This window comes from Curtobacterium sp. MCPF17_001 (genome assembly GCF_003234615.1).
GTDB lineage: Bacteria > Actinomycetota > Actinomycetes > Actinomycetales > Microbacteriaceae > Curtobacterium.
In genome coordinates this window covers 229070-249153 of record NZ_QKSL01000001.1, presented here as the reverse complement: position 1 = coordinate 249153, position 20084 = coordinate 229070, and the positions used below count along the sequence as shown (strand labels likewise).

Here is a 20084-nt window from a genome sequence, read left to right as displayed (position 1 = left end):
TCAGCCGAACATGATGGCGGCCTCGTCGTACCGGTCCTGCGGCACGGTCTTCAGCTCGCCGAGCGCGTCCGCGAACGAGACGTGCACGATGTCGGTGCCCTTCAGCGCGACCATCCGACCCCAGCGCTCCTCGACCACCGCGTCGATCGCCGCCAGCCCGAGGCGCGTCGACAGCACCCGGTCGTACGCCGTCGGCGTACCGCCGCGCTGGATGTGGCCCAGGGTCGTGGCGCGCGTCTCGATGCCCGTCATCTCCTCGATGAGCGGGGCGAGGCGCTCGCCGATGCCGCCCAAGCGAGGTCGGCCGAAGGCATCCAGGCCGCGCTCGGTGTGGGCGGTGTCCTCGTGGTCCGGGACGAAGCCCTCGGCGACCACGACGAGCGGTGCGCGTCCGCGGTCGTAGGCGGCCTGCACCCACTCCGCGATCTGCGCCAGGGACGTCTTCTGCTCGGGGATGAGGATCGCGTGCGCGCCCGCTGCCATGCCCGAGTGCAAGGCGATCCAACCGACGTGCCGGCCCATGACCTCGGCGACCATGCAGCGTGAGTGGGACTCACCGGTGGTGCGCAGGCGGTCCATCGCCTCGGTCGCGATCGCCACCGCGGTGTCGAAGCCGAACGTGTAGTCCGTGGCACCGAGGTCGTTGTCGACCGTCTTCGGGACGCCGACGATCTGCAGACCGGCGTCGGTCAGGCGCTTCGCGGCGGCCAGCGTGCCCTCGCCGCCGATCGCGACGATGGCGTCGATGCCGTGCCGCTCCAGGGTCTTCGTGATGTTCTCGACGCCGCCGTTCGGACCCTCGAAGGGGTTCGTGCGGCTCGTGCCGAGGATCGTCCCGCCCTGCTTCGCGATCCCCTGGATGTCCTTGCGGCCGAGCGGCACGATGTCGCCCTCGACCACCCCCCGCCAGCCGTCGCGGAAGCCGACGAACTCGTGGCCGTGGATCGCGATGCCCTTGAGCACGATGGCGCGGATGACCGCGTTGAGACCGGGGCAGTCGCCGCCGGAGGTGAGGATGCCGATGCGCATGGAGACTCCCGTAGTCGGGTCCGAGGGGACGTGCCCATCATGTCTGACGGCGGTTCCGCTTACCATCCCTGCATGCCCTCCGTCCGTCCCGTCGCCGCCTCGCCGGTGGCCCGTCCCGGTGCGGACGACGGAGCAGACCGGGTGGACACCGTGTACCGGCCGGGAGGCCCGGTGGACGTGGTCGCGACGCTGCGGCCCCTGTCGCGCGGCTCCGGCGACCCGGCGCACCGCGTGGTCGGCTCGGACGTGTGGCTCGCGCTCCGGACCCCGGAGGGGCCGGCGTCCGTCCTGGTCCGTCCGGTCGGCGACACCGTCGCGATCAGTGCGTGGGGCGCCGGTGCGGCCTGGGCCGTCGTGCACGGACCGGACCTCGTCGGCCGTGGCGACGACTGGTCGGAACTCGACGTGTCCGCGCATGCCTTCCTGGAGCAGGCACGACACCGCCAGCCAGGGTTACGCCTGCTCCGGACGAACACCGTCGTCGCGATGCTCGTGCCCGCGATCATGGAGCAGAAGGTGACCTCCCGGCAGGCCTGGCGCGCGTGGCGGTACCTCGTCCGACGCTTCGGCACGCCCGCGCCCGGCCCGGCTCCCGAGGGCATGGTCGTCCCGCCGGATGCCGACACCTGGGCGCGGATCCCGAGTTGGGAGTGGCACAAGGCCGGCATCGAACCCGGGCGCTCGGCGACGGTGATGCGGGTCGTGAAGGTCGCGCCCGCACTCGAACGGACGCTGACGCTCGGCCGCGGTGGGGAGCTCGTCGCGAGTCGGCTGCAGTCGATCCCTGGCGTCGGACCGTGGACCGCTGCCGAGACGGCGCAGCGAGCCCACGGCGACCCGGACTCCCCGAGCGTCGGGGACTACCACGTGCCCGCACTCGTCGGGTGGGCGCTCACGGGCGGCCCGGTCGACGACGACGGGATGCTCGAGTTGCTCGAACCGTGGCGGGGGCACCGGGAGCGGGTCGTGCGGTTGATCGCGGGCTCGGGCTTCCGGAAGCCGGCGTTCGGGCCGCGGATGACGATCCAGGACCACCGGGGGCACTGAGCACCGGTCACGGTTGCGGCACGTTCAGGGCCGCACTACGGTCGGCAACGTGAGCCCCGCGTGGACCGCTGGTTTTCGACCATGTCGCCGGGGCACTGCTCTTGTTGCCCGGCTCTCGCTCTGTCAGGTGTGCCGTGCACCCTCGCCGGCCAGCACCGCGCGGTAGCCCTCGCGGAAGGTCGGGTAGCGGAACGCGAAGCCGGTCGACCGGAGGAGCGCGTTCGACAGCCGCTTGTCGCCGCCCGCTTGTCGGTCCGACGCAGGGCCGGACTCCGGTGCCGGCACGCGCAGTTCGACGGCGAGGAACCGCAGCACGTCGTCGAGCCGGACGGGCTCGTTGTCCGTGCCCAGGTAGGTCGGTGCCGGGTCCTCCAGCGTCGCGATGTGCACGATCGCGGCGGCGGCGTCGTCACGATGGATGCGGTTCGTGTGCGGCGACGCCGAGTCCGTCGGAGCGAGTCGGGCACTGCCGGACCGCACCTGCTCGATCAACCGCTCGCGCCCGGGCCCGTAGATGCCGGAGAGCCGGAGGAGCACCGCACCCGGAGCTCGCTCACGGAAGAGGGCTTCGGCCCCCACGAGGACCTCCGCCGTGGGCGTCCCGCCGGTCGCCGGCGTCTCCTCGGTGACCTCGCTCCCGTCCGACACGTCGTAGACCGCGGTGGAGGACACGACGACGATCCGCGGCCTCGCTCCCGACCGGTCGATGCCGTCCAAGACGTTCCGGAGGCCGTCGACGTAGGTCGCGCGGTACTGGTCCGGGTCACGGCTGCCGGCAGCCAGGGCCACGACGACGATCGCGGTGTCGGCGTCGATCTCGGGGACGTCCTGCCGCAGGTCCGTGCTCCGACCCTCGATCGGTGCGGGCAGGAGTTCGGCCCGACGCCGGAGTCCGACGACGCGGTACCCGAGGTCGGCGAAGCGGAGGGCGGCTTCGGTGCCGAGGTCGCCGCAGCCGGCGATGACGACGGTCTGGGAGGTGCTCATCCCCCGAGCGTCCCACGAGGAGTCGCGGAAGACCGGTGAGCAGCACATGTCGGTGCACACATGTCGGCGGCCTACCGTCGGGGTCGGTCGTCGGTCTCGGTGAGCGGCGCAACACAGGAAGTCGGCGTTCGTGAACCGTATGCAGGCCATCACATGGCGACACGACTCCGGGGCGCACTGGACCGCCCGCCGCGACGGGATCGTCGTCGGCACGATCGACCAGGGCCAGGGGTACGAGTTGCACTCGACCGACGGCACGATCCGCGGATCGCACAACTCGCTCGGCAACGCGCAGGCGCAGCTCGACGCGTGGGCAGCGTGGACGATCGGACCGGACCGCTCCTAGGTCAGTGGTCGGACCCGGGCTGCCCGGTCGCAGCCACGCACACCGTCACGAACCCGGCAAGGGCGGTGTCCCGCAGACGCCTGCGGCAGCGCAGGCCGGTGTCGTGATCCGCAGCCAGGGCGGCCACAGTGGTGCGATCCGTGTGTATCCGTCGTCGGGGGATCCGAGCTCCGGCCGGTTGTCGTACTCGCCGGAGGCGTCGAAGACGTCGGTGTCGGCGCAGGTCGCGCTCGGCTCGGACGGCAAGCTCACGATCGACAACACCCAGGGTGGTGCGACGCTCGATCTCGTCGTCAGCGTGCAGGGTTACTTCACCCCCAGCAACCCCGGTGGCGGGTTCACCCCGCAGACCGGCCGGCTCGCGGACACGCGCACCGGCTCGAGCACCGGACGCTGTGCCGGTCGGTGAGGGGGCCACGGTAGGCCTCATATTTCCCCTGCTGCCTGGCGCGTCTGCCATCATCCGATGGGACTGCTGCGGGTTCGGTTGACTCGTGATCGTTGGCCGTCAGCTCGTGCATGAAGGACGTTCGTCTGGTCGTGCGGTTGACCCGCTACGCCTCCGCTTCTGCCGGGCCCGAGGCGTCGGTGGGTCTGGAGGAGAGGGACGAGGCAAGCATCCGGTAAAGGGTGGTTCGGTCGATGCCAAGTCCTCGGGCAACCGTGGTCTTGGGGACGCCAGTACTGATGAGTCGGCGCGCTTCGGTGATCTGATCGTCGGTGAGCTTCCGGGAGCGGCCTTTGTACTTACCGGCGGCTTTAGCGATGCGGATGCCTTCGCGTTGCCGTTCGCGGATGAGGGTGCGTTCGAACTCGGCGAACGCGCCGAGGAGGTTGAGCATGAACCGACCGATCGCGTCGTCGGTGTCGCGGCTGTACGTCTGCTGCTCCTTGACGAACTCGACCGATGCCCCCTTGGCAGTGATCTCGTCGACGATCTCGCGAAGGTCGCCGAGGGAGCGAGCAAGCCGGTCCATCGACGCGACCCGAACGGTGTCGCCGTCACGGACGTAGCCGATGCAGTCGGCCAGTGCGGTCCGGTCAGTTCGAGCGCCACCCGAGATCTTCTCCTTGAACACCCGATCGACCTCGCCCACGGCCTCGAGCTGCCGGTCGAGGTTCTGATCGATCGAGCTCACCCGAACGTACGCGACGATCTGCGTCTTATGTTGCGCCACTCCTAGACCTTCGCACACACCTGTAGCAGAAGGGCAAACCCGCACCCTAGAACCACGCAAATCAGCACCTGCCAGCGCTGTAGCGGTGGGGTATACCCCAGAACCGCAGCGCGATCGCTCGGCATGGAGGTTCGTCTGGCAGAGCGACGCTCCCTTTGGGTCTTGACATCAAGACCACAAGGCGGTGATCTGTCCCTATGAGCGGTAGGGCATGACCAGCATGGCGGCGACGGCCAAGGAACTTGCGGAACAGTATGGGGATCCTGCGTGGCGCCGGAAATTCGTTGATCTGACGGACCTATTGCAAATTCTAGCGGATTGCATCATCCCGAACGACTATTCCATACCCGACGGGATGAGTAGTGCCTTGGTGCTCACCGAGGCCGGAACGCGCATGAAGGATCGGCTCATTCGCAAGGAGCACGTCCCGATCAAGGAGGCGCACCTTATGTGTGCATTGACTGTCGGGCATGATGAACTATTCCTGGATGTCGAAGAGACTGACCTTGACAAACTGTCGAATCTCATCGAGGGGCAGCTGCGGAGCCGCCGGATCAGGTTCCCCTTCAGTTACGGGCGTAAATTATACGACGCCTATGGGCGCCTTTTTGAAGATGAAAAGGACGTGCTAACAACGGATGAGACCCTGCAGCTCATTGAGGCCGTTCCTGACGGCGTTTATCAATACGGGAAATACGTCCTCGGACCTTATGGCCTCTTGCAGAGCCGAGCGGAACGACATGTCCGATTTAGCAGAGTCGTGCCGGCGTACCATTGTTCACAACCGACCTGCAAATCTGTGCATCAGGTCCGCCTTTCAACGGGGTATGACGCGCCGATCAACGATGAACGAAAGAAGTTGCGGCGGATACTTGATGAATCGATCGGCAAAGCGGCCGACTGGTGGGGTCTAGCGCTTGAAGTCGATAATTTTGCGGGCGCTTTTTATGCTGACCATCACGCGGCGACGCTAGTTGGACTGCTGGGAGACGCGGTAAGCGACGGCGAGCTGCGTCACCTGCTCATGTTTTTACTCGACGGAACAAAGGGTGAATTCCGCGCTGCAGTTGCAGATTTGCTCCTCACCGGGCCGGCAGAGAAGATGGTCGAGGGACTCGGTCGCGACAAGATGCAGCAACTCGTGCTGCTGGCGAACGAGGAGTGGATCTCCAGGGGTCTGGACCGCCTTGTGCACGCGGGCACCATCGAGGTGCCGCGCGGAGAGGTCCGTCGGCCGGTTACGAACATACGAAACCGTTCGGGCGCCTTCCAACTTACGCCCGAACTCGGGCACCTTGGCGTCCGCTTCGTCAGTGATGATCCCGGCTTTGCCTCTTTGCGCGAACGCGAACTGCTCGACCGCCTCTACCTACGAGACAACGAGACTGACACGGAGGAGCTGGACTGGCAGTTACGGGGCTTCGATTCGGAGGATCTCGACGAGCGATTGGAGAACTTCTTCCGCTCGACTGATCCGCGATCAGCTCTTACGCGCATGATTCTCGCGCGTAAAACGAACATGATAGCGGCTTGTGAATATGTCGGGATTGAAGACGGAGCACATCTATCGGACGAGCTTCTCGTCGAGACTGTGCTGTGGAAACTTGGCTTCGATGTGCGTATTGAGCAGGATTCTCACGGACGATTCTGGGACCTTCATCAGCGCATCTCTGCACTGACGCAAGCGAGTCGAATATCTGGGATTGGCGAGTCTGAAACGTTTAGGGGTGTGGCAAGCGCATTTTTCAACGAGCTGGAAGGCCTTTTGGCGGATGCCCTCGCATTCTCTACGTGGGTGCTACTCGTAGACCACACGAGTCAACGATTCCCGTTCAGCTATAACGACGCTGATGATCGAGCAGTTGCGCTCGGACTGCTTCAAGCCGCTCATCAAGAGTCGGGTAATATTGCGGAAGAGTTCGACTTTGGCTCCGATCGTCTGGAGCTCTATGCCCTCATCCGTGGATTTGAGGTGCTCGCCAAGAAACTCGACACGGTCAAGGCGCAGCAGTCGAGCCTCAATCGACCGTCAAACGATATTCCTGATTTCGACGGAAAGACGGCGATCAAGGAGTTTGTCTTCAAGTCTTGCGTCCCCTATCTCAACCTGACGGAAGCGGCGCAAGATCGGCTGGTCAAGGGTTTAAAGAGCATCTCGGCAGGGCTGCTGCACCCGGTGGAGGTTCATCAGGTGCGTAATGACTACTCGCATTACCGACGCACATCGCCAGAAATCGAGCGTATGGTGCGTGCTCTGGATGCTATACGCGACGCGGTGAAAGAACTCGAGAACCTTGGACTGGCTCGCCTCCTCTGCTTCCCGGCAGGTTTTGAGTCGGACGCTTGGGGTCGAAGCAAGCATCGCTTCTCGGGCCCTCGCAGCGTCGAACACTTGTTCGCGCGTCCATCGAAGTTTGACTGGATGGGCCTTCCCGATCTGCAGACGTCCCAGTACATCGTCCGGGCAGCAGTGTTTGCAGAGCCGAATGAGGTGCTCCGCTTCACGCCGCGGTTTGAGAGCGAGTTTTCGAGGATGTGGGCCGACTATCCTGCCCGACGCCAAAGTGGCCCAGTCGCGGGTGCTCCCAGTGAGGAGTCCGGCCCGCACGTGACAAATGTCGGGATGCAGACTGGCCGAACCGCCGAGTAGAAGTGTCCGGCCTGGAAGCTGACATAAGAGACCGCTATCGGCGCGATCAGCAACGGCCGGCCACCCCTTGGGGTAGCCGGCCGTTGCCGCGTGTGGGGGAGTGGCGTCAGTGCGCGGCGTCGTACGCGTCGCGGATGGCCTGGCTGATCCGGCCGCGGGAGGACACCTCGTGCCCGTTCGCTGCGGCCCATTCACGGATCTTGCCGAGCTCTTCAGAGTTGCCGCGCTTCGGCGCGGTGCCAGAGGAGGCACGGCCGGAGCGGTTGCTGGTCTTGCGGGCGGCGGCAATGTAGTCGGAGAACGCTTCGCGGAGCTGGTCCGCGTTGTCGTCGGTGAGGTCGATCTCGTAGTTGGCGCCGTCGAACCCGAAGGACACGGTGCGACCCTTGCCGTCTTCGATGTTTTCGCCGGTCAGGTCGTCGACGAGTTGCGTGGTGACTTTCTGCGCCATGGGTACTGCTGCCTTTCGTAGTGGGGGAGGTACACCTGTACTGTGACATATCCAGAGCAGATCCGGTCGATGCGTGCCGATTGTCGGTGACGCAAAGTGCTGGTGCAGAATGGCTACCGATGACTCAAAGAGCACCAGTGCCGTCCGGTTACGCCGTGGCTTCGGCTGAACTCAAGCAGCAAGTGAGGGAAGCGCGTTTTCACTGCGCAGCGACGCGTCAACACCGAACTGGTGCGTCTGTACTGGGGGATCGGGTCGACCATCTTGCAGCGGCAGGAGTAGGAGGGGTGGGGCACCAACGTCATCGGCCGGCTCGCTGAAGATCTCCGCTCGGAGTTCCCGGAGATGAAGGGCTTCTCGCGGGCAAACCTCGTCTACATGCGTCGTGTCGCCGCAGCGTGGCCGGACGAGGAAGTTGTCCAACAGCTTGTTGGACAACTTCCCTGGGGGCACACCACCGTGCTCCTCGACCGGCTCGACGACCAGGAGATACGCGAGTGGTACGCCGCGCAGGCCGTGCATCACGGGTGGTCTCGGAACGTCCTCGAGTACCACATCCGTACTGACGCACATGCGCGGCTTGAGGCGGCACCGTCGAACTTCGCTGCGACGTTGCCGGCGGGGGAGTCGGACCTGGCGCAGCAGCTCACAAAGGATCCGTACGTCCTGGACTTCCTCACGCTCGAGGGCGATGCGAAGGAACGGCAGCTTGAGCAGGCCCTCGTCGATCGGATCATCGACACGCTGCGCGAACTGGCGGAGGGGTTCGCGTTCGTGGGCCGGCAGGTGCACTTCGACGTCGACGGAGACGACTTCTTCGTCGACCTGCTCTTCTTCCACGTCTGGCAAACACACGCCGTCGGCAAGTGGCGCGCGAGGGTGCACGCTCTTGCTTGCAACGTGATAGCAGTGTGCTTGCGGGGTCACGGCGCAGGGTCTGGACTCAAGTGCGCAATGACGCGCTTACAGTGGCGGCTGTGGATGGTGTGACGGCTCGGGCAGCTCTTGTGCACGAGCTCGACGTCATCGGGGAGATCCAGCCGAACGGTTCGACCGCGTTGCTCGGCTGACACGGGACGTCTTCGATGCGCCGATGGCGTTCTTGAACCTTGTCGACGACGACACCGTTCACACCCTCACTCCACAGACATCGACCAGTCGGCGGAAGGTACCCGCGAGCGAGAGTTTCTGCGCCGAGACTGTGCTCCACGACGAGCCCACTCTGGTGCATGACGCTCGCACTGATGATGGGTTTGCGGCACTGCCGGTGGTGCGGACGCTTGGGATTCGCTTCTACGCTGGTGCCCCCGTCAAGGTGCGAGGCATCCGAGTTGGATCGGTCTGCGGGATGGACACCGCCCCGCGGGTCCTGGCGGACAGCGACGTCATCCTGCTGCAAGACCTCGCCACATGGGCAGGCCGGATCCTCACCGACGACCGCAGGGACTCCGTCTCGGAAACCGACGACAGCGCCCTCACTCCTGATCCGATTCAGCTCCCTGGCTACGACCTGCGCGCCGAAATGATCCCGTTCAGTGATGCCAGCGGCGACTTCTACGACTGGACGCTCAGTCTCCGTCGCTCTCATCGGAGTCTTCGCCGCCGGCGAGGACGAGCTTGGCGATGGCATCTGCGATATCTGGCACCGTGAACACGGCCGTGCTGAGAGCTTTGAGCCCAGCGATCGTGGGGAGTGCCCTCTGCACTTCGTCCCTAGTTACCTTATGCCAGACGGGAAGCATGAATCCGCCCCCCTCGGTTCCAAGGTGCCGGCTGAAAAGAGCGTCAAGCTCTGCCTTGGTCCAATCCTTCTTAATGAACGATGGAGAGATGACCACGAGCCCGAAACGGGCACCGGCAATGCCCTCGTCGATGGACTGACGGATAGAACTACCCCATCCGATGTCGAGTTCATCAAGCCACGTTGTGACCCCCCGCTCGGTGAGAAGCGCCTGCAAGGGCCGAACAAACTCCTCCTTGTCTTCGGAGGCATGAGAGATGAACACATCACGGGCCATGTCGCTGCTTCCTCTCGGGACGGAAGCCGCTATCTCGGCCGGGACAACCTGAAACTGCACCTGGCGCTCGTCGACGATCGATGTCAGACCCCGAAGAGCCTGCGTCTGTTCACGCTCCGTCGCCGCAGTGTACTTGCGCTGAGCGGTGAACAACTTGGCCTCCGCCGCGCTGATCTTCTTCTCTAGCGCCGCCCTACCGGCGTCCGCTGCAGTGGCCCTCTTGTCCTCACGGTCGGCTTCGGCCACCTTGGTCCGGATCGTTGCTGCGCTCTTGGATTTGCTAGCCGCTACTCGCGCCTTGCCTGCCTTGGTACGCGCCGCGCTGCTCTCGGACAACTTCTTTGACGCAAGACTCCGAAGACGACTGATTTCGTCCTGGTGACGCTTGACCTCACTCAAACTAGCCACAGACCCCTCCACCAAATCCCGCCGCACAGACACTGTCGATACGGCTCAAACAGACAGTGATTACGACTGCTTCGCCAATTGCTGCGTCGGCTGCAAAAATTTCGAACGCCACAGCCGCAGCATCAAGGGTGTTGCCCTGCCCACGGAGTTCGCCGACGGCCGGGTTCCGCAATACTGCCGCGCGAGCCTCAACTTCCGCCGCCGCACCGTCCTCCAACATCCGACGCGCGCGTCGGGCACCTCGACCTCGACCTTGCTGGGGTCTACATCAAGCCATACCGCTGAAAGACCGCGCCTCGGCAGGGATACTCTTCGCCGTTACTGCGCGCCAACTATGCGGCCTTGGCAAGTGCCTTAGTCACACGATCGTGCACAAAGTTCACGACCTTTTCGTCGATACCCTTCACGTGCCCGACAACTCTCAACGCCTCCCCGAACGCGAGGGATACCTCGAACCCCCCTCCGCCCTTCCAGGAAAAGACGCGGCCGCTCTCGGGGTCCTGGTGCAGCGCGTCCCAGGCCTTTCCAACCTCCTCGTCCTTGCCGGTGCGCTCACCCTTGGTGATCGCAGCGGTGTGGTGGATTTCAGGCTGGTTGGTGATCACGACGCTCTGCGCCTCGATGAGACCAGCTCGCAGACTCGGGAGGTCCTGGAACTGCTGCTCGACGGACTTGTTCAACTCGATGGAAGCCATACGGGCATCTTCGCATCTACCGCCGACACGGCGCGCGATTCATCAGCTCGCGTCGCTCTTGTCCTTCTCAATTTGAAACACGCGCTGCTTGCTGATTCCGAGCACTCTGCCGGTGTCGTCAGCGGTAAGGCCCTTGCTGCGGAGCGTGACCACGATGGACCGCTTCCGCTCACCCACACGGGCTTGTGCAGCCGCCAGCTCGGCTTCTGCCTTCTGCCATTCCGCCTGGGCATCCTCGGCACTCGTGACCGTCACGGACACATCTATGGAGTCGATATCAACGTGCTCCCAGGCGCTGATGATGCCGCGCGCTTCGTCAGAGACCTCGGCGAGATTGCGGGCCTGGCCCGCAGTGTCGAGCTCTGGGATCTCGAACACCCACCAGCGCCCCTCGCGCTCAACAGTGACGTCATACGTGCGCTTGTTTTCGACGGCCGGTGCACCACCGTTCTTGCTAACAAGGGATTGTCCGATGCCGTTTTTAGTGACGACGGATCGCCCCGTGCCGTTCTTACTGACAACGAACTCTCCACCACCACCGCCACCGGCGTTGCGGACGACCCGCCGAGCTCGGTCGATCGCCTCAGCCTGAGTGTCAACGTGCACCACCCGGCTTCCGCCGGCTCGTACGTCCCAGCCGCCGTTCGGGTTGGGGACTACGTTCTTGTTCTTGTTGCTCATCACTTCCATCCCTTCGGGACGTTCGCGCCCGGCTTCTTGCTGAACTTCTGAAGGACACCGGCGGACACTTCCTTGTGACCGAACGGGAACGAGAACTTCACCGACTCGTCGGGCGTGCCCCAAATCTGATGGCTTCCTGGGGCGTCGGATAGGAGCACCCACCCGATACTCCCCAGGTGCTTAATCACGTCCCGTGACTTCTGCGGCTTCATAAGCCTAGTCTAGCCTCGCTTGCCCCGCAAGGCAAGTCCCCCTTGCCTTTTTAGACGTCGAGTCGAGCCGGGAATATGCGGACTCGACTTCAGGGCTGCGCCGCCTCCGCTTTGCTGCGACATGGCCCGAGGGGGACTGATGGTCGCGGCGCGGAGGTGGACATGTCAGCGTCCGGCCTGGCCGAGGGCACCCCTGTTGGCAGGGTTTTGAGGGACCGGCTCTGGCACCAAAGCATGGCGTTTGCGAACGCAACCAGAACCGGCCGTCCCGTCATCGGAAACAGCGCCGGTGCACAACTAACAGTCGTCAGCCGCTGCGGCGTCGCCTCGTCGGTGCCCACAGTGTCGTCGTCCTCGGGGTCGAGTACCGCGGCGATCTGGTGGGCGGTGGCGAGCACTCGGGCGGCGGTGCCGCGGATCAACTCGACGTCGGCCTCGGCCCAGCCGGCGACGTCGCCGACGCTGTACGCGCTGGTGTCGAAACCAACGAGGTCGGCGACGACGTAGGCGACGCTCTCGGCCTCGGTCTCCATGAGCCCGCGGTGCTCGGCCTACTCCGCGAGGTCGGGGGTCCGCCCCTCAACCTCGGGCCTGAGTGCGGCGATGCGAGACGTCGAATGGGCACCTGGATCGGAGCCGCAAGCGACGCGAAGGGCTGGACATCCCAGAGCTCACGGTGGGCGTTTGGATGAAGATTGAGTGGATCGGGGCTCATGGCTCGACGCCGCGTGACGCGTACTACTCTCTTGGCGCGGATGAGCCGATAATGTATGTTATGTCAGATTGCGTGAAGGCGAGCTCTGCACTCTCTTACCTTGACCCCGTACGTGGAGACGTCCGGCACGGCTATGAGCGTGAGGATGAACGATCCCACAAGTTCTCGCACGCGAGGTCGGTCAGCCGTTCTCGGTCAGCGTGATCCACCCAACCCGCGGCTCGGGTCCGCGTACTTACCGGTCGTCCTCAGCCCCGACGAACCTCGAAGCCCAGGCAGCGTTCGTCATGCTCCACGACGAAGGCTTGTGAGGTTTCTTGCTCCGACGAGCTACCGCGAGAGCAAGCTGTACACGTAGACGAGAGACGTGGTTTTCGTCTCGCCACGCAACACCACTAGCTGGTCCCGTTGCCGCAGCGTCTTCACGTCGGTCGCGCCGAGACGCCGGAGAACGCGTTCTCCCTCATCTGTGCTGAGCTTCTGCCCGGGCTGGGGTGCCGGGTAAGACGCCCCGTTGCCGAGGCTGGCGCCGTCGCCGACGTTGTGCAGTTCGAGAACCCCGCTGACGATCTCGGGGCTGCCCAGCAACCCATGAGACGTAGATGCGGAGGACTCCAGGACTTTCGCTGAGGCGCCGTCCCACCGCAGCCCAGCAACTAACTCGAGCGTCTCTACTGGTACGTCGTGGCATTGGTCGGTGACCGAGTTGCAGATGCCGAACATTGTTTCCCGTGCAACGACGTGCTTCACGCCGTAGAAGCCGAGAAGCACCATCGTTGTCGCAAGCGCCGTGACTCCGATCGTCCACATCCGCTTGCGCATGTACGCCTCCCTGCTGCTCCCGTCACCCTGCCACACGGGCCGGTACGACCGCGGCGTCAAGACAGTCTGCGGCTTCTCACCCCACGACGGCCGCCGCGTACGGCGGTTGGTCACCCTCCGCAGGTGGGCGTTCCTTCCGAAGCCGAACATGTTCCGACTTCCGTAGGACGCGGAGACAAGCGAGCATCGCGCATGGTGGGACCATGCGCGATGCTTCGTTCCCGAGGTCCCCCCTCCGGCGGGGTGTCGTGGCCGCGCTCGTGGCACTGCTGCTGGTTGCGGTGGCCTTCGGCGGGTATCGAGTGCTCAACCCGCGCGGGGAACTTGGGACCTGTTTCGTGTTGTCAGATACGTGCCGGAACGTGCCGATGAGCACCATCGAGCGGTACAGCGGCCTGCAGTTCCCACCCGGGACGCGGACAGAGCAGTCGATGGCGAGGATCCCGGGCTTCGTCGGCTTCCGGCCGGCGTTCGTGAGCGCCGTCCTGCAACTCCCGCCGCAAGGCGCCGTGCAGGTGGTCGGGTACGGTCTCGGCTTGGACTGGGACGGGCAGGCCGACGCCTCGCCGTACGAGCAGCAACTCAGAGCTGCAGGCGTCACACGCATCCGTATCGATACGAACGGCGATGGCGTGATCGTGCTCACCGGGCGCCGAGACGGACAAAGGATGCTACTCGTCTACGTCAACTACCATGACTGACGGCGATTGGTTCCCGCTCGCTTCGAGATTCAGCCCTGAAACGATGCGCGAAGAACAAGCAGCCGCGACAAGCATTCGTCTGTTGGTGCAGCTCGCGGGCGTGCTCGCCGTTGTGGCAGCGCTCATCGTCGGATCCGTGTTCGCGGTGCTCTCCTGGGTGACGGCTGCACCGGACCGCGGCATCTGCCGAGTCAGCGAAGACGCCTGCGACGTCTCACCCCTTGCGACGATCGAGCAGTACACGGATGTGCGGTTCCCCGCGGGAACGCATGTAGTCCGTTCGGACGCTGACCCCGGAGGTCAAGGCGGCTTCGGGGTGCAAAGCGTTTCCGCGGTTCTTCGGCTCCCCCAAGGAAGCCGAGTCCCCACGCTCGACAACGCCACGCCCGCAGCTCCCGATGACAAGGCGCGTGCAGCACTCCGCGAAAAAGGAGCAACCAGTATCACCGGCTTGGAGTCCGACGGAACGAACCTCTTCGCCGGAACGGCAGACGACAGAATCCTCATCTACGTCTGGACTGCTTATGGGCAACTCTGACGGCTTCGCTCCACGTCCGATAGCCGATCGGCTTACGACACACCGCTCCCGTCTGACCGCTCCTGGCCCGAACCCACACCCGGTCGGAGACCTAGCATCAGGGGATGGACGACGCGGTGGGGACACGGCTCAGCGGCCGGCAACGCAAGGCCAGAGTGGTCGCGTTCTGGCCGCTCACTGTGCTGGGTGCGCCGATCATGTGCGCGGCCTGGATCTGGCTCACTCTGGCTTCAACGGAGCAGGTGACGGAGTCAGCCAAAGCGCCGCCGGGCGACACCTCGACCGACGGTCTCTTCGTGACGTTCGGCGTAGTACCGCTTGTGCTCGCACACCTGCTCGGACTCGTCATTCTGCGATCGATTGCGCCGCGCGAACGAGACGAGCGAGGCGCGAGCTGGGCAATTGCAGCCGTTGCGGTTCTCGTCACGTCTGGTATCGGCCTTGCTTTGGCACTGCAGTTCAACGGTGGGGTCCTCCTCACCCCCAATGACGGCGGCTACACGCCATAGAGGCCCCTGATACTTACTTTTCCGTCAAGGCGTCAGAGTTAAGCCGGAGTCAGCGTCCCGTAGACGATCGGTGATCGGACGACTGCGCTCATCCCGGCGCCTAGGCTCTGCCCGTGGAGCGAACGGAGACACCGGTCCTGCGCAAGGGCGTGACGTTGGCGTGGTCCTGCCGACCCTCGCGCTTGTCCTCCTGGCCGCACAGATGCTCGCGTGCGTCCTTGTCTACGTCCACACCGCCCCGATTGATGCTGCGTACGACGTCAGCGCTGAGCGTGGCCGGGGCCTCCTCCACGCTCGTCCCGCCGACGTCACAGCAGCCGGATGGAGTCTCGGCCTCACGTGGATCGCCACGGTCCCCGTGGCGCTGGCAGCGACACTGCTAGCAGCATCAGCCATCGACCGGTTCGGCGCGGAGGGGAACCTTCGCGCGTACGCGCAGTCGGTGACGCTGGTCGGGCTCGTTGGGTGCATCGCCGGCGTCGTTCTCGCCGTACTTGGCATCCTCGAGCTCCTGCGGGTCTGATGGCTGGCAGCTCCGGCACGAGCCGCCGTCGTTCGTTCCGAGACGCAGCGTTGCCCCGTTTGACGATCGGCTATTGAGACAGCAGAACCTGGCTGAGGCCAAGGATGTCGGAACAGTCCTCTTGACCGACTTGGTCGGTTGTATCGGTGTCTTCGTTCCTGCGATCCTTCGCTGTGACCACTCAGCACTTCGAGCTCGACAGCGCCGCCTTCCTCTGGGCACTGGCGCTCCGCGCAGAGACCGCGCCGGTGGTCGCAGCAGACCTGCTGTCGACGATCGAGACTCTGATCCCGCTCTTGGCGCGAACAGACCGTGCGGTGACGGATGACGTCAGGGCACAGTCGGACCGGCTCGACCTCTCGGTCCACGGCGGCTACGGGGACCCGAAGCGAGTGACGCAATCGGTCGGCCGGGAAGTACGCAGGATCCTGGCTCGCCTCGAAGCATGACGACTTCGCTAGAACTGCACGTCTGCCCGGGCCACCGAGCTGTCTCGACAGCCGATCGGCTCCCGGGACGCCGTGCTTGGCTGGCGCACGTGGCAGATAAACCTCGTGGCACTGTGCTTGTCGATGCGGCACTGGAGCACGTGCCCGCCCTCATCCGGTCCGCAGTGGCAGGGATACCACGGTCCTCGATTACCGACATTGATGGCAGCACTGCGGTCATCACTCAACGCTCGGGCGTCCTGATCCCCCGTGCCGAGGTCATCACCCTCGGGTTTCGCCGCGCGGAAGACGGTCGGGCGGAGGTTGTGATTTTGGCCGCTCGGCGCGGAGGGCTCGCTGCTCCCGACGCAGTGCCGTCTCAATTTGAGAGGGCTCTCTTGGCGTCGATCCGCACAGCCTCGAAGGAGGCGACGCACTAGGCGTACGGTGACCGATTGGCTAACGAGAAGGGCCAAAGGCATTCCGGTACCCTCGAGCCGAGCGCTCACTTACGCGCTCGACGAGAGGACACCGTGGTTGCTGCGTTCACTGGGGTGGGATTTGAACCAATCCCGACGGCGATCGTCGCCGTACTGGCTGCTGTGATCGTCGTCAGCGCCATCATCAGGAGTCGCCGCCGCTGAGCGGTGCCTCACTGGCCGATCCCCTATCGGAACCCTGCCTCCCCTCCCCCCGCTCGCGTTTCGCAGTAACCGACGGTGACAGGGTCTGGAGCCGATACTCATCCTTATGTCAGGCCTAGAGGTGCTACCTCGATGCCACAAGGGCCCGCGCCCCGCATCGAGGTCGCTTTTCGCCGGTTGCGGTCGATCCTCGGCATGGCGCCTGAAGCAATCACACGACAGCGGTCGGCCGCCCGGCGGTGACCGACCGTTGTACCTATCGGGGTGTCGTGTCGATCTGCTTCGCCATTGTTGCAGGCCGCAGACCGGTACGCGGCTTTGTCCACGCCGACCTCACGCGCCCTTGTCGCCACTCATTCGAGTGGCGATTCCTTGGATGATGAACAGCGCTCCGGGAATGATGAACATCGCGGCGATGAACAACTTCGCATCATCGCCTATCGAAATCATTTCGAGGACGCCGATCAGGACGAATATCACGCCCATCACGATCGCACCGACCGGCCGTCTAGCTTTGAGGTTCGTGTCTCTCCGATGGTCACTCAGATCCGCAAGCCCCGGGGCTACTCAAACTTCTCATGGGAGATCACCGACGACGGCGTCACCCGCCCGCCCTGCGACGAGATCGCAGACAACGCCGTCACGGTCGGCGCGCGGTCAGTCGTCGATCGTCGATCCTCCGTGGACGGTCGCGAATGCGTCGACCGCACGCCGGTATTCGCGGATCTCGGCTCTTGTGACCTGCAGCGGCAGGTTCCGGAGAGCGTGGATGCGCCCGTTCCGTGCCCAGGCTTCGAGTGCCAGTCCGCGGGAGAACAGCCAGCCGAGGCTGCCGCCCTGGAAGTGGCCGTCCATCTCCGTGAGGTCGATTCCGATCTCGAGTCCGTAGGGCTGGAGGAGCGTCAGGACGTCCTGCGCCGGGAGGCCGGGGCCGGCCATCAGGTCGAAGTCACTCGCGCCCGGGGCGAGGAGGGTGAAGTCGTTGTCTCGCTCGAGCTCTGGTCGGCGCGGAGCTTCCCGGTCCTCGAGGTTCGGGACGACGGGTTCGATGCGCGTTCTGCCGACACGAGGCTGGAGGACGGACTCGGAGCCGGCGGACCACTGTCGGGTTGCCAGGTCGGGGAGTAGAGACGTCAGGAGATGCTGGAGGCCGGTGGGTGCGGATGCGGTGGCTCGACCCTCGAGCGCTTGCCGGAGCATGCCCGGGAGGTTGCCTTCCAGTGGGATCCAGTGATCGCCGATCTGGATCCCGGTTTCCTGGTGGTGAACGTCGACGACTCGGCCGCCTGGGGAGGATGGGTACAGGGCCCAGCGGGTGGAGCCGTCTTCGCGGCGGAGCACCTCGAAGACGTAGTGCACGAGGTCCTCGGCCACGGCCGCGATCGGTCTTGCGGGCAATGGAAGACCGAATGCCGTGGCGCGGCTCGGCGGCCGGATCTGATCGTCGTACTGCGCGGAGCCAAGACGTTCGGTGAAGTCGACAGCCCAGCTCCAGACCGTCTGCAGGCTCGACCAACTGGCGTCTGCCCGCGCCACGGGGCCGAAGTCCTGGCTCATCCAATCGGCCAACTCGGTCAACCGCGCCTCGTGGGATGCGATCGTGAACCGCAGCCACTCATCGGCGTCCTGGGGTTCCAGGTCTGCGAAGTCGATGGATCTCATGTCGGCGATCGTCCCCCTCTCCCGATGGCCTTCTTGCCCGAGTTCCGTCAGGAAGTACCCGTCGGCGCCCGGGTCTCGGTTGCCGCAACGCACACCGTCACGAACTCCGACGCCCGGAACGGTGCCAACTGCTCCTCCGTCGCCCCGTCGTCGGTGACGAGCGACCACGGCCGTTCGATCCGCGTCCACCAGTGGGACGACGCGACACCGAGCTTCGTCGAGTCCGCCAGCACGTACAGCTCCCGCGCCCGCTCGACCATCACGCGTTTGAGTGATGCCTGCTCCGGCGTCTCCTCGCAGAGCCCGAACTCCGCGGAGACTCCGTCGGCACTGAGGAACGCCACGTCGGCGGAGACGTCCGCCATGATCCGCTCCGCGAAGGGGCCAACGAACCCCGAGCTGATGTGCCGCAGCCGTCCGCCGACGACGATGAGCTCGACGCCCGTGCTGTGCTCGAGCGCGTTGGTGGTCGTCAGCCCGGTGGTCACGACGGTGATGCCCTCGCGGTACACGAGGTTCCGCGCGAGGGCTCCGACGGTTGTCCCGGCGTCCAGCACCGCGACTGCTCCGGCTGGGACGAACGTGCTCGCGAGCCGTCCGATGGCGGCCTTCTGCTCGATCGCGATCGCCTCGCGCTCCCGCAGGCTCCGCTCCGGGCCGCCGATGGTCTGGGCGCCGCCGTAGGTCCGGACGATGGCGCCGTCCCGCGTCATCGTGTCGAGGTCCCGCCGGATCGTCGACGCGGAGACCGAGAACACCGCTGCGAGCTCGTCGACGGTGACGGGCTTCTCCTGCAGCAGGCGGCTGATCTCGCGCCGACGGTCGCGGGCGTTCACGTCAGCCTTCGCGCTCCGGGGAGAGGTCGGCGGCCTGACGGAGCGCTTCGAGCAGCGGTTCGTGGTCCACGATGTCCTTCCCGGCGATGTCGAACGCCGTTCCGTGGTCGACCGAGGTCCGGACGAACGGCAGGCCGACGGTGACGTTCACACCGTTCTTCAGCCCGAGCACCTTCACCGGGATGTGGCCCTGGTCATGGTACTGGGCGACGACCAGGTCGTAGTCGCCACGGCTGGCGAGCATGAAGAGGGTGTCGGCGGGCAGCGGACCGATGACGTCGAGGCCCTCGGCGCGGGCGCGGTCGACACCGGGCTGGATCTTCTGGGCCTCCTCGTCGTTGCCGAACAGGCCGTTCTCGCCACCGTGCGGGTTGATGGCCGCGACGGCGATGCGCGGACGCTCGTTGCCGGAGCGGACGAGCAGGTCGTTGCCGCGCGTGATGGTCCGGTAGACCCGGTCGCCGTCGATCGCGGCGACGGCGTCGACGAGGCCCAGGTGCGTGGTGACGTGGATGACGCGCATGTTCGGCGCGGTGAGCATCATCGAGACCTCGTCGATCCCCGCGAGTTCGGCGAGCATCTCGGTGTGGCCGGGGTACTGGTGCCCGCCCATGTGCAGGGCCGCCTTGTTGAGCGGACCGGTGCAGATGGCGTCGATCTTGCCGGCCATGGCGAGCTCGACGGCCTTCTCGATGAACAGGAAGGCGCCGTGTCCGGCCTCGGCCGAGAGCTCACCCCAGGCCAGGTCCTCGGGGATGCACGGGATGTCGAGGACGTCGATGGTGGTCGGGTCCTCGGTCACCTCGGACGGGTCGCTGATGCGGTTGAGGGTCAGCGTGCTCGAGACGACGTCCATGGCGAGCTGCAGGCGGCGCAGGTCGCCGATGACGAACATCGTCGCCAGCGACCGGGTCGCCTGGTCAGCCATCGCCTTGGCGATGATCTCGGGTCCGACGCCGGCGGCGTCACCCATCGTGATCGCGATGATCGGCTTCATTGTTCTT

The 20084-nt window shown here is 65.2% G+C and carries 25 protein-coding genes; 11 read left to right on the top strand and 14 right to left on the bottom strand.

Features of this window, described 5'->3' with window-relative positions; translation table 11 throughout:
• Entirely contained in the window at positions 1–1029 is a 1029-nt protein-coding gene (locus DEJ24_RS01295) for a 6-phosphofructokinase (RefSeq protein ID WP_111043672.1), read from the bottom strand.
• A 72-nt stretch (positions 1030–1101) separates the two neighbouring features.
• Between DEJ24_RS01295 and DEJ24_RS01290 the strand changes: the two genes are divergently transcribed.
• Entirely contained in the window at positions 1102–2076 is a 975-nt protein-coding gene (locus DEJ24_RS01290) for a DNA-3-methyladenine glycosylase (protein WP_258374618.1), read from the top strand.
• A 123-nt stretch (positions 2077–2199) separates the two neighbouring features.
• Here DEJ24_RS01290 and DEJ24_RS01285 read toward each other — a convergent pair whose 3' ends face one another.
• Positions 2200–3063: an NAD-dependent epimerase/dehydratase family protein gene (locus tag DEJ24_RS01285; protein WP_111076946.1), complete on the bottom strand. Its 864-nt coding sequence runs from the start codon at positions 3061–3063 to the stop codon at positions 2200–2202.
• A 130-nt stretch (positions 3064–3193) separates the two neighbouring features.
• On the opposite strand from DEJ24_RS01285, the gene DEJ24_RS01280 reads away from it, so the two are divergent.
• A complete protein-coding gene (locus tag DEJ24_RS01280; protein WP_146242491.1) occupies positions 3194–3409 on the top strand; it encodes a hypothetical protein in 216 nt (71 codons plus the stop codon).
• A 103-nt stretch (positions 3410–3512) separates the two neighbouring features.
• Positions 3513–3818, top strand: a complete 306-nt coding sequence (locus tag DEJ24_RS01275; RefSeq protein ID WP_146242490.1) for a hypothetical protein — start codon at positions 3513–3515, stop codon at positions 3816–3818.
• 145 nt (positions 3819–3963) lie between these two features.
• On the opposite strand, the gene DEJ24_RS01270 is transcribed toward DEJ24_RS01275, so the two are convergent.
• Complete coding sequence (locus tag DEJ24_RS01270) at positions 3964–4587, bottom strand: recombinase family protein (RefSeq protein ID WP_220034424.1); 624 nt, start codon at positions 4585–4587, stop codon at positions 3964–3966.
• Positions 4588–4798: 211 nt separating this feature from the next.
• Between DEJ24_RS01270 and DEJ24_RS01265 the strand changes: the two genes are divergently transcribed.
• Complete coding sequence (locus DEJ24_RS01265) at positions 4799–7237, top strand: hypothetical protein (RefSeq protein WP_111076943.1); 2439 nt, start codon at positions 4799–4801, stop codon at positions 7235–7237.
• A gap of 106 nt (positions 7238–7343) precedes the next feature.
• Here DEJ24_RS01265 and DEJ24_RS01260 read toward each other — a convergent pair whose 3' ends face one another.
• On the bottom strand, positions 7344–7688 hold the full coding sequence (locus tag DEJ24_RS01260) for an Lsr2 family protein (protein ID WP_111076942.1): 345 nt from the start codon (positions 7686–7688) through the stop codon (positions 7344–7346).
• A gap of 345 nt (positions 7689–8033) precedes the next feature.
• On the opposite strand from DEJ24_RS01260, the gene DEJ24_RS01255 reads away from it, so the two are divergent.
• Both DEJ24_RS01255 and DEJ24_RS17350 read left to right on the top strand, forming a co-directional pair.
• Positions 8034–8678: a PDDEXK nuclease domain-containing protein gene (locus tag DEJ24_RS01255; protein WP_258374616.1), complete on the top strand. Its 645-nt coding sequence runs from the start codon at positions 8034–8036 to the stop codon at positions 8676–8678.
• Positions 8679–8781: 103 nt separating this feature from the next.
• Positions 8782–9339 carry a GAF domain-containing protein gene (locus DEJ24_RS17350; protein ID WP_375334678.1) on the top strand — a complete coding sequence of 186 codons (558 nt, stop codon included), beginning with the start codon at positions 8782–8784 and terminating at the stop codon, positions 9337–9339.
• Here the strand turns inward: DEJ24_RS17350 and DEJ24_RS01245 are convergent.
• From DEJ24_RS01245 to DEJ24_RS01215, 6 genes are all read right to left on the bottom strand, one after another.
• The gene (locus tag DEJ24_RS01245) at positions 9257–9952 is read right to left on the bottom strand and encodes a toll/interleukin-1 receptor domain-containing protein (protein ID WP_111076940.1); all 696 of its coding nucleotides are present in this window, start codon (positions 9950–9952) and stop codon (positions 9257–9259) included. The two genes, DEJ24_RS17350 and DEJ24_RS01245, sit on opposite strands and share 83 nt — an antisense overlap.
• Positions 9953–10446: 494 nt before the next feature.
• Positions 10447–10809 carry a hypothetical protein gene (locus DEJ24_RS01240; protein WP_111076939.1) on the bottom strand — a complete coding sequence of 121 codons (363 nt, stop codon included), beginning with the start codon at positions 10807–10809 and terminating at the stop codon, positions 10447–10449.
• 42 nt (positions 10810–10851) lie between these two features.
• Positions 10852–11490, bottom strand: coding sequence for a DUF2188 domain-containing protein (locus DEJ24_RS01235; protein ID WP_220034423.1), 639 nt, complete (start codon positions 11488–11490; stop codon positions 10852–10854).
• Positions 11490–11702, bottom strand: coding sequence for a type II toxin-antitoxin system HicA family toxin (locus tag DEJ24_RS01225; RefSeq protein ID WP_111076938.1), 213 nt, complete (start codon positions 11700–11702; stop codon positions 11490–11492). The genes DEJ24_RS01235 and DEJ24_RS01225 overlap by 1 nt, the downstream gene beginning before the upstream one ends.
• Positions 11703–11791: 89 nt before the next feature.
• Positions 11792–12235 (bottom strand): hypothetical protein, encoded by a 444-nt coding sequence (locus DEJ24_RS01220; RefSeq protein WP_111076937.1) that lies wholly within the window; start codon positions 12233–12235, stop codon positions 11792–11794.
• A gap of 512 nt (positions 12236–12747) precedes the next feature.
• Positions 12748–13389 carry a hypothetical protein gene (locus DEJ24_RS01215; protein ID WP_111076936.1) on the bottom strand — a complete coding sequence of 214 codons (642 nt, stop codon included), beginning with the start codon at positions 13387–13389 and terminating at the stop codon, positions 12748–12750.
• A 98-nt stretch (positions 13390–13487) separates the two neighbouring features.
• Between DEJ24_RS01215 and DEJ24_RS01210 the strand changes: the two genes are divergently transcribed.
• The 5 genes from DEJ24_RS01210 to DEJ24_RS01195 all read left to right on the top strand — a co-directional run bounded on the left by DEJ24_RS01210 (position 13488) and on the right by DEJ24_RS01195 (position 15959).
• A complete protein-coding gene (locus DEJ24_RS01210) occupies positions 13488–13940 on the top strand; it encodes a hypothetical protein (protein WP_146242489.1) in 453 nt (150 codons plus the stop codon).
• Positions 13933–14478 carry a hypothetical protein gene (locus DEJ24_RS16500; protein ID WP_146242488.1) on the top strand — a complete coding sequence of 182 codons (546 nt, stop codon included), beginning with the start codon at positions 13933–13935 and terminating at the stop codon, positions 14476–14478. Before DEJ24_RS01210 ends, DEJ24_RS16500 begins: the two co-directional genes overlap by 8 nt.
• 104 nt (positions 14479–14582) lie before the next feature.
• The gene (locus tag DEJ24_RS01205; protein ID WP_111076934.1) at positions 14583–14987 is read left to right on the top strand and encodes a hypothetical protein; all 405 of its coding nucleotides are present in this window, start codon (positions 14583–14585) and stop codon (positions 14985–14987) included.
• 160 nt (positions 14988–15147) lie between these two features.
• Complete coding sequence (locus DEJ24_RS01200) at positions 15148–15510, top strand: hypothetical protein (protein WP_111076933.1); 363 nt, start codon at positions 15148–15150, stop codon at positions 15508–15510.
• Between the two features lie 173 nt (positions 15511–15683).
• On the top strand, positions 15684–15959 hold the full coding sequence (locus DEJ24_RS01195; RefSeq protein WP_146242487.1) for a hypothetical protein: 276 nt from the start codon (positions 15684–15686) through the stop codon (positions 15957–15959).
• A 956-nt stretch (positions 15960–16915) separates the two neighbouring features.
• Here DEJ24_RS01195 and DEJ24_RS16710 read toward each other — a convergent pair.
• From DEJ24_RS16710 to pdxA, 4 genes are all read right to left on the bottom strand, one after another.
• On the bottom strand, positions 16916–17062 hold the full coding sequence (locus tag DEJ24_RS16710) for a hypothetical protein (protein WP_181436490.1): 147 nt from the start codon (positions 17060–17062) through the stop codon (positions 16916–16918).
• A gap of 177 nt (positions 17063–17239) precedes the next feature.
• Positions 17240–18244: a hypothetical protein gene (locus DEJ24_RS01185; RefSeq protein ID WP_146242486.1), complete on the bottom strand. Its 1005-nt coding sequence runs from the start codon at positions 18242–18244 to the stop codon at positions 17240–17242.
• Positions 18245–18291: 47 nt separating this feature from the next.
• Positions 18292–19080, bottom strand: a complete 789-nt coding sequence (locus DEJ24_RS01180; protein ID WP_111076929.1) for a DeoR/GlpR family DNA-binding transcription regulator — start codon at positions 19078–19080, stop codon at positions 18292–18294.
• 1 nt (position 19081) lies between these two features.
• Positions 19082–20077: a 4-hydroxythreonine-4-phosphate dehydrogenase PdxA gene (gene pdxA, locus DEJ24_RS01175; RefSeq protein ID WP_111076928.1), complete on the bottom strand. Its 996-nt coding sequence runs from the start codon at positions 20075–20077 to the stop codon at positions 19082–19084.
• Between the last annotated feature and the right edge of the window lie 7 nt (positions 20078–20084).